The 12,489-nt window shown below is 36.8% G+C and carries 10 protein-coding genes; 4 read left to right on the top strand and 6 right to left on the bottom strand.

Annotation, left to right across the window (positions count from 1 at the left end; translation table 11 throughout):
* Positions 1-32: 32 nt before the first annotated feature.
* The 3 genes from AC0KSB_RS04255 to AC0KSB_RS04245 all read right to left on the bottom strand — a co-directional run bounded on the left by AC0KSB_RS04255 (position 33) and on the right by AC0KSB_RS04245 (position 3,727).
* Positions 33-1,052, bottom strand: a complete 1,020-nt coding sequence (locus AC0KSB_RS04255) for an ABC transporter permease (protein WP_472306975.1) — start codon at positions 1,050-1,052, stop codon at positions 33-35.
* 53 nt (positions 1,053-1,105) lie between these two features.
* Entirely contained in the window at positions 1,106-2,596 is a 1,491-nt protein-coding gene (locus AC0KSB_RS04250; RefSeq protein WP_472306974.1) for a sugar ABC transporter ATP-binding protein, read from the bottom strand.
* Positions 2,597-2,689: 93 nt separating this feature from the next.
* Positions 2,690-3,727: a substrate-binding domain-containing protein gene (locus tag AC0KSB_RS04245; RefSeq protein ID WP_472306973.1), complete on the bottom strand. Its 1,038-nt coding sequence runs from the start codon at positions 3,725-3,727 to the stop codon at positions 2,690-2,692.
* Positions 3,728-4,005: 278 nt separating this feature from the next.
* Here AC0KSB_RS04245 and AC0KSB_RS04240 point away from each other — a divergent pair, with 278 nt between their 5' ends.
* From AC0KSB_RS04240 to AC0KSB_RS04230, 3 genes are all read left to right on the top strand, one after another.
* On the top strand, positions 4,006-4,983 hold the full coding sequence (locus tag AC0KSB_RS04240; protein ID WP_472306972.1) for a sugar kinase: 978 nt from the start codon (positions 4,006-4,008) through the stop codon (positions 4,981-4,983).
* Between the two features lie 54 nt (positions 4,984-5,037).
* Positions 5,038-5,943 (top strand): ribokinase, encoded by a 906-nt coding sequence (locus AC0KSB_RS04235; protein ID WP_472306971.1) that lies wholly within the window; start codon positions 5,038-5,040, stop codon positions 5,941-5,943.
* A gap of 163 nt (positions 5,944-6,106) precedes the next feature.
* A complete protein-coding gene (locus AC0KSB_RS04230; RefSeq protein ID WP_472306970.1) occupies positions 6,107-7,423 on the top strand; it encodes a diguanylate cyclase domain-containing protein in 1,317 nt (438 codons plus the stop codon).
* A gap of 12 nt (positions 7,424-7,435) precedes the next feature.
* Here the strand turns inward: AC0KSB_RS04230 and AC0KSB_RS04225 are convergent, their stop codons facing one another.
* The gene (locus tag AC0KSB_RS04225) at positions 7,436-7,924 is read right to left on the bottom strand and encodes a GNAT family N-acetyltransferase (RefSeq protein WP_472306969.1); all 489 of its coding nucleotides are present in this window, start codon (positions 7,922-7,924) and stop codon (positions 7,436-7,438) included.
* 126 nt (positions 7,925-8,050) lie between these two features.
* Positions 8,051-9,967: a glycoside hydrolase family 127 protein gene (locus AC0KSB_RS04220; RefSeq protein ID WP_472306968.1), complete on the bottom strand. Its 1,917-nt coding sequence runs from the start codon at positions 9,965-9,967 to the stop codon at positions 8,051-8,053.
* Positions 9,968-10,144: 177 nt separating this feature from the next.
* On the opposite strand from AC0KSB_RS04220, the gene AC0KSB_RS04215 reads away from it, so the two are divergent.
* Positions 10,145-11,059 (top strand): AraC family transcriptional regulator, encoded by a 915-nt coding sequence (locus AC0KSB_RS04215; RefSeq protein ID WP_472306967.1) that lies wholly within the window; start codon positions 10,145-10,147, stop codon positions 11,057-11,059.
* Between the two features lie 8 nt (positions 11,060-11,067).
* Here AC0KSB_RS04215 and AC0KSB_RS04210 read toward each other — a convergent pair whose 3' ends face one another.
* Positions 11,068-12,294, bottom strand: a complete 1,227-nt coding sequence (locus AC0KSB_RS04210) for a uroporphyrinogen decarboxylase family protein (RefSeq protein ID WP_472306966.1) — start codon at positions 12,292-12,294, stop codon at positions 11,068-11,070.
* Positions 12,295-12,489: the final 195 nt, after the last annotated feature.

Below are 12,489 nucleotides of genomic sequence, written 5' to 3'. Positions count from 1 at the left end.
ATCATGCAAAACTCCTGTAAGGTAAGAAAAGCTTAAAGCTTTTTCTTTTTCTGAGCCATATCAAGGATAACAGCCATCAGAATAATCGCACCAATAACAGTCCTCTGCCAATAAGAATTAATGTGCAGAAGATTCATACCGTTATTTATAACTGCAATAACCGCAACACCAACCATAGCCCGAGCTACAGAACCACTACCACCTGACAATGAGGTTCCACCAAGTACAGTAGCCGCAATAGCATACATCTCGTAACCATCCATTGCACCAGGTTGTCCATTTTGCAACTTAGAAGAATTAAGTACACCTCCAACAGAAGCCATCGCTGCGCAAATCACATGTCCCAAAAAGATTATTCTAGCAGTATTTATTCCACTCAAATGCGCTACTGTTCTGTTCGAACCAGTTGCATACACATGTCTGCCAAATACTGTTCGAGATAGCAAAATATGCATAATTATTACAAACACTATTACCACTATCGTTATTATCGGCAGCCAGCCGGTAGGTTTATCATCTGTTCTGAATAATCTGCCTGCTCCAAGCCAGGAATATGTTCTGTTAAGACCAGATACAGATGTGCCTCCTGAGAAAATGTAACACAATCCTCTTGCTATATTCAGCGCAGCCAATGTAGCTATCATCGGTACTACCTTGAATTTTGCTATTATTACACCTATAAACGAACCGAAAAGTATACCTACAATAAGACCTGTCGCCAACTGTACTACTACTACAAGAGCTATAGGTGTTTCTGCTGGCAAAGTACGTCCTACCAAGGCTGTAACAACTCCTGCCAATGCACCCACAGCACCTACAGATATATCTATTCCGCCTAATATAATTACATAGGTCAAACCTGCCGATAGCATTGCATTTATTGCCATCTGTGTTGTCAGATTAACTAAGTTTGCAGCTGTCAAAAAAGCACTGTTTCCTAAAGCAAAGCCTAAACTTAGCAGAATTAGAACATACAAAATTATATTATGCTTAGAAAATGTTTTTATCTTCTCTAAAGTCCCTGCTTGCGATCCGGTTTGAATATTACTCATATGGAATCTTTTCCTTTCACCTGTTTCTTAATAGTAAATAGCTGCTTTCTTACTTAGCTGCTGTGAATGCTGGCAAGATCTATTATTTTTTCTTCATTTACATCTTCACCCGATAATTCACCGCTTATTCTGCCTTCACGCATTACCAGCACTCTATCACTTATACCTATTACTTCTGGCATTTCGGAAGATACCATAATTATGCACCCACCCTTTGCTACAAAATCATTCATAAGAGCATAGAATTCTGACTTTGCATTGACATCTATTCCTCTAGTGGGCTCATCTAATATCATTATGTCTGTATCCGCTATAAGCCATTTAGCCAAAATTACTTTCTGCTGATTCCCACCCGATAAATTACTTATTATTGTTTCTATCGAAGGAGTCTTCACTTTTAGCTTATTGGACATTTCGCCTACTATTTTCTTCTCCCAACTGCGATCAACAAAATTGAATTTACTTTTGTTCTTCTTTAAACTTGGCAAGACCATATTGTGTTTTACAGATGCCTGTAACATAAGCCCTGTTCTTCTTCTATCTTCTGTTACAAGTCCTATGCGGTTATTAATTGCATCAAGTGGATTCTTGAATTTGGCTTCTTTTCCTTCTACAAAAACTTTTCCGCTTTGTGCTTGGCGTGCTCCAAAGATAGTTTCCATTACCTCTGTTCTTCCTGCTCCTACAAGCCCTGCAATACCAAGGATTTCTCCTGCATAAGCTTTAAAGCTTATATCTTTGAACTCACCATCTCTGCTCAGACCTTCTACGCGAAGAAGTTCTTTTCCGCGCGTGTGTTTTTGTCTATTATAGTAATCGCCTATCTTACGGCCTACCATGTTTGCTACAAGTTCACTCTCGGTTATATCTGCTACTTTTTCCGTAACTATTTTTTTGCCATCTCGTAGCACCGTTGCTCTATCACACATCTCAAATATTTCTACCATCCGATGTGATATATATATAATGGTCACATTGCTTTTACGCAGATTATTTATCTGTGTAAACAACGCCTTAATTTCATGATCCGACAAAGACGAGGTTGGTTCGTCCATAATAACTACCTTCGCCTGCTTATTTATTACTTTTGCTATTTCTATCATCTGCTGTTGAGCTGCAGTCAGATCTCTGGCCAGATCAGTTGCTTTTATGTTTACCTGCATAAAATCAAGAATATCTTGCGACTTCTTGTTCATTTTCTTGCGATTAAGCATCATGCCACTACGTGGCTCCATTCCCAAGAATATATTTTCTGCCACAGTTAAATCATATGCTATACTCAGTTCCTGATGTATTACCGCTATTCCCTTGGCTATTGCATCATGTGGATTATCCAGAATTACTTTCTTTCCATCTAACACTACATGGCCTTTTGTAGGGGTATATACTCCTGATAAAATCTTTATAAGCGTCGATTTACCTGCACCGTTTTCTCCCACCAATGCATGCACTTCTCCTGGATAAAAATCCAAAGATACCTCTGACAATGCCTGTACTCCTGGGAAAAGCTTACTTATATCGACTGCTTGCAGAAAAGGTTGCATCAAGTTTCTCCTTCTCTTTTCCTTTTCAAGACTGTGCCCGATTTTTTCTCAGGCACAGCCCTGTTTTTAAGGTTCTTTAATCTTTCTGCTTATTTATTGAACTTTTGCGTTTGAAGCATCTACCAGATATGGTTCTATCAACATTGTTTCTTTATCTACTTTTCCAGAATTAAGGTAATTCAGCATCTGCTCTGCTATCTTGTAGCCTATGTTATATGGATCTTGGGCTACGTCTGCCAGCCATATCTTTCCGTTTTCTGGATCAAGGATTGCTTCGTGTGCTTCTGGGTTTGCGTCAAATCCTATTATTATTGTTGAGGCACCTGCTGTCTTAATCGCTGCAAGAGCTCCTACTGCTGCCGGATCTCCTACTGTGAAGATTGCTGCCATATCAGGATACTGTGTTAATGCATCACTCATCAGATTCTGTGCTGTTGAGGCGTCTCCTCTATAGTTACCTATATTTACTATAGTTAAGTTATACTCTTCTTCATACTTTTCTACTACACTGTACCAGCCCTGTTCACGGTCTATTGTTGACTGTGGCTCAGGATATCCGATTATCCCTATCGTTGCTCCGTCTGTCATTCCATTATCTTCAAGATACTTGATTATTGTTTCGCCACCTAGTACTCCGCCTTGAACATTGTCTGTTCCTACGAAACATTTGATTACATCTGTTTCACTTGATGTACAGTCAAAAGCAAACATCGGTACGCCCTCTGCATCTGCTGCTTCTATTGCAGGCGTACTACCTGATGGATCATTTACTGACAGAGAAATCGCATCACAGCCGTCTACTACCAATGTCTCTATTCTCTCTGATGCTATTGCTCCGTCAAGATCACTTTCCAGTACTACTGCTGTGAATCCATAGTCCTGAGCTGCTGCATTTATTCCTTCTTCTATTGTTGTATAAAAGGCATGCTCTCTTGATCCTAGGATAAATCCTAATTTGTATTCGCTATTATCTTTTGCTCCTTCTGTCGTTTCATCTGAATCTCCTGCTGTTGTTCCTTCTGTTGTCTGCGCTGCTCCTGTTGTCGTCGTCGTATCTGTGTTTCCTCCGCACCCACTTGCAAGTGCCATGAGCAGTGCCATTATAAGCATCAGGGCTATTGTCTTTTTCATTCCTTTTTCCTCCTTGTTTTCTGGGGTTTATTATCTTTGCCGATCATCGACAATAGATTCCTCAAAGTGAAAAAACTTAATTTACTATTTTCATTCCTTAAACAGCACAATGATCGTTTATGATTGATAAAAAAATTATCTTGCTTGATTGTTTTCATTTGTGATGATATTATATCAACACAGGCGACATGTCAAGCGTTTTTTGTTCACAATGCACACTTGAATTTTCGTTTATGATTGCTTTTTCTTTATTACATGTTAGATTTTGGAGGGAAATAATGTACGATATTATTACAGTAGGAGAAATTTTAGTAGAAATACTAGCGGAGAAAAAAAATCAAAAATTTGATGCTCCTGGACTTTTACTTGGTCCATATCCAAGCGGAGCTCCCGCAATTTCTATCGATCAAGCAGGAAGAATGGGTAGCAAATGCGCAATAATTGCTAAAATAGGAGATGACGATTTCGGAAAATTAAATATCAAACGGCTTGCAGGCAATGGCGTTGATGTCTCCCACATAATAACCACTCAAAAAAATAGTACTGGGACTGCTTTTGTAACTTATTTTGACAACGGAGAACGTCAATTCATTTTTCATTTTGGAAACGCAGCTTGTGGGGAATTAGAACCTAAAGATATTAATCCTGAAATAATCGCTAAAACTAAATTTTTGCATATTATGGGTTGTTCAATTACGGCTAGCATAAGCATGCAGGAAGCTATAATGAAAGCGGTAAGAATAGCTATTGCAAATAAAGTAAAAATAAGCTTTGATCCTAATATCAGGCCAGAGCTTTTAAAGGGTAATCTCTTAGATCATTATAACGAAATTATGAATTCGTGCGATATTCTTTTGACTGGTAAGAACGAACTTAATATATTGTTCAATAACCCAGGTATAGCAATAAAAAAACTATTAAATCAAAAAGACCGCATAATCATAGTAAAAAACGGCTCAAAAGGCACGAATGTCTATACCAGAACAAAAGCATTTCAAGTAGATACTTTCCCGGCAAAAGAGGTAGATCCAACAGGTGCTGGAGATTGTTTTGATACTACTTTTTTATCCATGTTATGTCAAGGTGAGGATTTAGAAAAAGCTATAATATATGCCAATGCAGCTGGCGCACTTGCGGTTCAAGTACGGGGGCCCATGGAAGGCAATTCAAATAAATTTGATATTGAAAATTATATAAACGAAAACAAAAAGATATTCCCAAAAAAGTTGCCAATAATAGAATGGCAAAACACGTAATCGAAAACACGATAATCAATAAAATTTTTTGACTAATACACGAGGAGAGAATTCATGAGCATTATTTGTTTTGGTTCATTAAATATTGACTATGTTTATACTGTTGATCACATTCTAAAGCCTGGTGAAACACTTGAAAGTTCCAAAAGAGAAATATATTCAGGTGGCAAAGGATTGAATCAGGCAATCGCCCTTGCAAGAGCAAAAAGCCAATGCAAAATGGCAGGCAAAATAGGAGAAGACGGCCAAATATTAATAGATACTTTAAGAAAAAATGATGTAGGAACAGAATTAATTCAAATCACAAAAGGGGCCAGCGGGCACACAATTATTCAGGTCGATAAAGATGGTCAAAATTGTATTCTTTACCATGGAGGAACCAACAAATCGATAAGCAAGGAGTTTATTGATCAAGTTTTAGAACAAAGCGACGCAAAAGATACTATTCTTTTGCAAAACGAGATTAGCAATATTCCTTATTTAATTGTTAAAGCAAAAGAAAAAGGCTTGAAAATAGCTTTTAATCCATCGCCAATAAGTACCGAATTGCCAGAATATCCAATAAACTTAATTGATATTCTTATTTTAAATGAAATTGAAGGATTTGAACTAACCGGGAAAAATCAGGAAAGTGAGATACTTGCAGAATTATATAAAAAATATCCCCAAACTTCATTTCTGCTAACTTTAGGCAAAAAAGGAGTCATCTTTTATGATGGCAAATCCACTTATAGACATGGAATATATGATGTGAAAGTCATAGACACAACCGCTGCCGGTGATACTTTTACAGGATATTTCCTAAAACTTTTTACAGACAATTATTCCATTACCGACTGTTTGAAATATGCATCTATAGCATCATCCATAGCTGTAAACAGACACGGGGCTTCTCAGTCAATTCCTGACTGGGAAGAAGTTATTTCAAGCAATCTGATTTTAGTTGATAAAAAATTATAATAAAAAATGTGGCTTGCCTAATCCTTCGAAGTTTTTCATTTGCTGCAATTGCCAATAATTGACAGTTGATCTCTTTCATGTTTCTATTAATTCAGCAACTCGATTTTCCCCAGTACAAGATTGCAGGAAATTTGTATTAATAATAGAAAGAAGAGAAAAACACATGCAGGAAAACTATCTGAAGGAAGAACTGTATAATTTAATAAATATAGATAGAAGCGTTTTTGACTTTATCCAATCAGGATCTTTAGACGGAATCTGGTATTGGGATTTAGAACAGCAAGAAAATGAATGGATGAGCTCTAAATTCTGGCAAACATTAGGCTATAATCCAGAGGAAAAGCAACATCTTTCCAAGGAATGGCAAGATATAATTTTCAAAGAAGATTTAGAAATGGTTTTGATAACTTTTGAGAAACATTGTGCAGATGCTAACTACCCTTTTGATCAGATTGTTAGGTATACACATAAAAATGGATCCACAGTCTGGATTAGATGCAGAGGAATAGCAATTCGCGATAAAAACGGCAAGCCTGTAAGAATGTTGGGAGCACATACAGATATAACTGAGCTAAAAAAAGCTGAGCAAGAAATAGTGCGTCTTACCGAAGAGTATGAAAAAGTTTTTAACGGAACCCAAGATTCTATGTTTCTAATTGAAGTTTTATCTTGTAATAGTTTTAGATTTATACGTAACAATCTTGCCCACCAGACCAAGACAGGATTAAAACTTGAAGATATACAAAACAAAAGCCCGCAGGAACTTTTGGGGCAAGAACAAGGTGATATTGTTTCCAGAAATTATCAAAAATGTGCTGAAAGCAGGAAAAGCATTACATATGAAGAAGAGCTGTTATTACCTGGAGGAGATCGTATTTGGAAAACCACATTAACACCAATACTAGAAAAAGATTTCGTAACATATATTGTTGGTTCTGCAACTGATATAACCGAGCAAAAAAAATTAGAACAGCATTTGCAAAAAAGTGCTTATTATGATGAATTGACAGGCCTGCCTAACAGAAGATATTTTTTTGAAAGACTTGAAGAAATAATACATGAAAGTGAAAGGTATGAGAATTGCTTTGTATTGCTCTTTGTTGATCTAGATGGATTTAAACATATAAATGATAATTTCGGCCATGAAATTGGAGATGAAGTTCTAATAACAGCTGCAAAACGAATTTCTCAAAATGTTAGAAAAACTGATATCGTCGCCAGAATGGGAGGCGACGAGTATACAGTTATATTGAAAAACATAAAAACACCTGAAAGTGTAGAAGCAGTAGTTAAAAAAATTCATTCATCACTAAAAGAAGAAATGATATTTAGAAATATTCGCTGTAATATCAATTCTTCAATTGGTGGTGCAATCTATCCTCTTAACGGTAACAATGCCGAGACTTTATTACAAAACGCAGATACCGCTATGTACGATATAAAGAAAAACGGCAAGGGTGGATTTAAGTTTTATAGATGAATACTCTGCCTTCTATATAACTTCAATATAGAAAAGAACTATATCCTCATATTTCCCATCTTTCATTAAAAAGCCTCCGGGAATTGTTCCCAGACGCTTAAAGCCAATTTTCTCATAAAGATAAATGGCTCCGGCATTTGTACTGACGACAGCATTAAACTGCAGCAGACGAAACCCGTTGTCTGCTGCAATTTTTATGGAATGCCTGACAAGTTGCTCACCAATATTCTTTCCTCTTAACCCTGAAAGAACACCATATGAAGCATTTGCTATATGCCCACAACGGCCTATATTGTTGGGATGTAAAATGTATAGACCCGCTACTTTGCCATCAATCTCGGCAACGGCAGTGAAAGTCTGTTCATCAAAAAACACCTTGCCTTTTTCTTCATCTAAATTTTCAATTTGAGGAAAAGCAATTCCCTCATCTACAATCTGATTCCAGATTTTAATCATACTTGGCAAATCCTCTTGCCTATATTCCCTAATTAACAGTTCCATATTTATTATGAGTCCTTTATTTTTCCCTGATGAATTTATATTTTAATATCGGTTTTAGATTAGCATAGAAATATTATTATGTCTAAATTAAAAGCTAAACAAATAAGAGAAAAATCCAAAGACCCCCTATGCCTCCGGCAACCAAACTCTCATTTGAGTTAGTCCTCTATTTCCCCACGTATAGTAGGGAACAAGGTTTATTTTGCAAGGCTTGTAATCAGGTCTGCTATAGGAATACAACGAATCACTCTTACTTCTTCTATATCCATCTAACTCTACTTTTATGACATCATCAAACTGCGCATGCAAAGTCTCTTCATAGTTAAAATCTTTTTTAACATAAAGATCAAGAATCTGATCATTATTATCTATTCCCTCAGCACAATAAACTAAAGGACCTCTCGAAAAGGCAACTTTACCAGAGTTAGCAGATACTTTTTCAGAGGCATATATGCTTCGTACGCTCATGTCGAATTTCACAGCAAGCTTGTCCGTACTCCTAAAATTACGATTAATAATCGCATATCCGTTAGCAATATCGCATTGTATCACTTCACCATTCAATAATATTTCAGTTTTGCTACTCCATTCAGGAATTCTGATTGCCAGCCTCAAACTCATAGTCTCCTCTGATGTTTCGAAGCTATAATTAACAGTATCTCCATATGGATAAGCTGTTTCCACTTTTATCTTGCCATCTGCAATGTCTTTAAGCTCAAGAGTGCCACTAATATACAAATGCGAATATAATGTAGAGTTCTTTATGCTCCAGGCATAGTCTCCTATCGACGATAAAAGTCTGGCAACATTGGGGGGACAACAGGCGCAGGCAAACCATTTAGGCCGTTGCGGCAGGGCATGCTTATGTGTAACAGCTTCTCCGGATATTCCCGGGATAACTTCCAGAGGATTTACGTAGAAAAACCTCTTGCCATCTAATTGCATATCGGCCAGAACACAATTATAAAGCGCTCTTTCCATTATATCTGCATACTCACTTTGTATCTCAAGCCTTAACATTCTTTGGGCAAAGAAAATAAGACTGATAGCGGCACAGCCTTCTGCATAGGCCGTGTCATTTGGCAAATGATAATCTTTGGTAAAAGCTTCGCCTTCATAAGCCGAACCTATTCCACCTGTAATGTACATTCTTGCTTGCACAATGTTCTGCCACAATGTTTTACAGGCATTTTTAAGAGTTTCGTCATTTGTTTCCAGAGCAACATCTGCCATTCCTGAATAAAGATAGGCAGCACGAACAGCATGACCTACAGCTTTTTTTTGCTCACGTACAGGGGCAAAATTCTGAGTATATTCTTTATCTTTACAGTCATTGCCCCAGACCGTCCAAGGATATTGTTCGCTTTCTTTTATAAAATAATCGCTATCCACACCTCTTACATTGACGAAATGCTCTGCAAGTTGCTTGCTTTTGAGATCACCAGTAAATTTATATAATCTCATCAAAGCAAGCTCTATCTCTGGATGTCCAGGATACCCTGCAAACCCCTGCACAATAAATCTATCGTGAATATGGTTAACCAATCTATTAACAATATCCAGCAGATTGTTTTTGCCAGTAGCTTCAGTATATGCTACCGCAGCTTCAATCATATGTCCTGCACAATAAAGTTCATGTCCTTCTTCTAGATTAGTCCATCTTTTTTCTGGTTCTTTAACAGTAAAATATGTGTTGAGATAACCATCGTCATGCTGTGCCTGTCCGACTATATTTATCACATCATCACAACGTTTTTCCAATAATTCATCTGGATATTTTAATAAAGAATACGCAGCAGCCTCCAGCCACTTTGCAACATCACTATCTTGAAAAACCATGCCATAAAAGCCCTCGTCATAATGTCCATCTTTAAGCTTTATAGCAGCAGCCTTGAAATTTTCGATAGCATGACTTTTTTCCGCACCTTCTATTTCATCACGCAAAGCTTTTTCCTGATAAGGAATTACCACGTCCTTTACAAGCTTTTCATAACGCCCGATAAAATCATCTGCAAGTGTGAACTGTTTTAATAAATTTGACATATATACCTCCTCTGATATTTAAAATCTCTTTTTTAATTATTTGTTGGCAAATCATCTTGATTTAGTAAACTAAACATATAGCCAACTTGATTTTTTGTTATTCACTTAATATACATTCTAGATATATCAATGTATAATTCAACTTACAAAAATATATATTAGGTGGTGTATTCTTAGATGCGCTTTTTTACATTTAATCTGGAAAAACCTCTCAAGCATCATACTTGCGGCAACCTCATAAGCAGGGATGAATTCATTCATTCCAAAAGAAAACTCGATACCAATGTTTTTATCATGGTAAATGAAGGCACACTTTATATTTCACAAAACAAGCATGAATATACAGTCAATTCACAACAATATATTTTGCTAAGAGCAAGCGAAGAACATTACGGTTTTAAGGCTTCTTACGGCAAACTATCTTACTACTGGGTGCATTTTGATTTTGAAAATGAAGTGAATGAATTGAATTCTTTGACCCCTGTTGAATCAAAAAGTCTATACCAAAACACAGTCACAGATCATACAGGAAATTTGCCGGAACACATAGGCTCCTCAAATAAAATTATTTTACCTGAAAAAGGTCAAATAACCACATCTTTAAGAGCCAATCTTTTATTTAATCAACTACTTGATCTTTCCATGCAAGATAATAGATATCCAGAGCAAATTCTGGATTACGCGTTGAGCTTGCTCATAATGGAAACATCACGAGAATTTCTGGAAATGAATTTGAATATGCAAAAAAACATTCCGGCGAATATTGCCAGAATACGTGAATGGATCAAAGCAAATTACTACAAAAGTTTTACCGTAAAAGATATCGCCACAGAGTTTGATTATAATCCCGATTATCTGTCAGCCTTATTTCACCGCACAACCGGTTATACTTTGGTAAATTATCTTAACAAAATCAGGATAGATATTTCAAAAACGCTTATAACCACACATGCTGTCTCAATCAAAGAAGCCGCTTATTCATGCGGCTTCAGCGACGAAAAATATTACATGAAAACATTCAAAAAATTTGAAGGCATGACACCATCACAGTATAAAAAAGCATTCAGTCGGAAGATGATGAACAGCAAATAATTTCCAACTTATTTGTTGTACTCCCTAAGAGCCTCAATCATGGCAACCAAATTTTCTATAGGTGTATTTGCCAGAACGTTATGAACGGTATTAAAGACAAAACCACCATCTTTGGAAAATATCTCACACATTTTAAAGACTTCTTTGCGAACCTCATCCGGTGTACCAAAGGGCAAAGTTTTTTGAGTGTCCACACCACCACCCCAAAAAACAATATTTTTGCCAAATTCCTGCTTAAGACGCTGTGGTTCCATTTCGCTGGCAGTCCATTGAACAGGATTAATGATATCAAAACCTGCATCTATCATTTCAGGTATCAGAGAATAAATCGAACCACAGCTATGTTTAAAAGTCTTCCATTTTGTATTTTCGTGTATCCAGCCATTTATACGTTTGTAATACGGAGCATACAACTCTCGGAAAGTATCGACAGAACAAAATGGTCCGTTTTGCGTACCAAAGTCATTTCCGCAAATATAGGCAAGGCCTATTGTATCACCTAAAACTGAATGTATTTTCGCAAGATTACTAAGTGCTATATCTACCTGTTGTTCAAAAACTTCATGCAGATAATCCTGATGTATTGCTGTAGCCATATACCACTCGGCTACATCACGTATGCCTTTTGGTTCCTTTAGCATAGGTCCGGGAACACATGCTATATCACCTATTGCTGTTCCGCCCAGATTACCGCCAACAAAATACGAACTATTTTCAAAGTCTTTTTTCAACAATCTGTAGCGGTCAAGATCTTCCTCGCTAATATGTCCGAATTCCTCTAAATTATCATCAGGATTTAGATTATCCTCATCAATAGGCTGTTGTCTTTGCGTAGCATCAAAAAAGAAACTTGATTTTGGCATTTCTCCGGCAGGTTTATACGCAGTGTCACCTTCAGCATAAATATAAACTGAGTTTTCGTCCTCTGTTGTGACGAAATTTTCCGCAACCATAACTTTTTGTCCCCAGGGAGTCATCCACTCCTTGAAATTCTCATTTCTAAAACCATACATTGTGTATGGACTCCACAAAGGCTTTGTATCTATACCTATTACTTCGCGCAGATCATCCTCAACCTGCCCCAGCATCTGATACGGTTCCAAAACAATCGGAATTCTTTTTTCCAGACCATAATGATCCCTCAAGCGTTCCAAAGTAAGAACATGTAAGCCTGTTGTTGGCAAAAGACCCATATCAAAAGGCACTGGACCTGTTTCATGATTTAGTGCTTTCATTAATTTTTCTTTCGAATTCATATTGTTTTACGAACAGAACATTAGCTGGCTGCAAACTTGTCCTAAAATAAATCTGGCATTGAAAAGAGCTATTGACTGTCCGCTTCCTCCTTTGTTTTTTTCAATTTTTCATAGCAATTTAAATGCATTTTTATCTACTTCTCATGTTTGCTATTTTGCGGGAATTGGACTAGT

Source organism: Ercella succinigenes (genome assembly GCF_900002895.1).
This window is presented reverse-complemented; position numbering and strand designations above follow the sequence as displayed.

Excerpts from the sequence above, each read along its gene's own strand:
- AC0KSB_RS04255 (WP_472306975.1), bottom strand. The coding sequence starts at position 1,052 with ATGAGTAATATTCAAACCGGATCGCAAGCAGGGACTTTAGAGAAGATA.
- AC0KSB_RS04250 (WP_472306974.1), bottom strand. The coding sequence starts at position 2,596 with ATGCAACCTTTTCTGCAAGCAGTCGATATAAGTAAGCTTTTCCCAGGA.
- AC0KSB_RS04245 (WP_472306973.1), bottom strand. The coding sequence starts at position 3,727 with ATGAAAAAGACAATAGCCCTGATGCTTATAATGGCACTGCTCATGGCA.
- AC0KSB_RS04240 (WP_472306972.1), top strand. The coding sequence starts at position 4,006 with ATGTACGATATTATTACAGTAGGAGAAATTTTAGTAGAAATACTAGCG.
- AC0KSB_RS04235 (WP_472306971.1), top strand. The coding sequence starts at position 5,038 with ATGAGCATTATTTGTTTTGGTTCATTAAATATTGACTATGTTTATACT.
- AC0KSB_RS04230 (WP_472306970.1), top strand. The coding sequence starts at position 6,107 with ATGCAGGAAAACTATCTGAAGGAAGAACTGTATAATTTAATAAATATA.
- AC0KSB_RS04225 (WP_472306969.1), bottom strand. The coding sequence starts at position 7,924 with ATGGAACTGTTAATTAGGGAATATAGGCAAGAGGATTTGCCAAGTATG.
- AC0KSB_RS04220 (WP_472306968.1), bottom strand. The coding sequence starts at position 9,967 with ATGTCAAATTTATTAAAACAGTTCACACTTGCAGATGATTTTATCGGG.
- AC0KSB_RS04215 (WP_472306967.1), top strand. The coding sequence starts at position 10,145 with ATGCGCTTTTTTACATTTAATCTGGAAAAACCTCTCAAGCATCATACT.
- AC0KSB_RS04210 (WP_472306966.1), bottom strand. The coding sequence starts at position 12,294 with ATGAAAGCACTAAATCATGAAACAGGTCCAGTGCCTTTTGATATGGGT.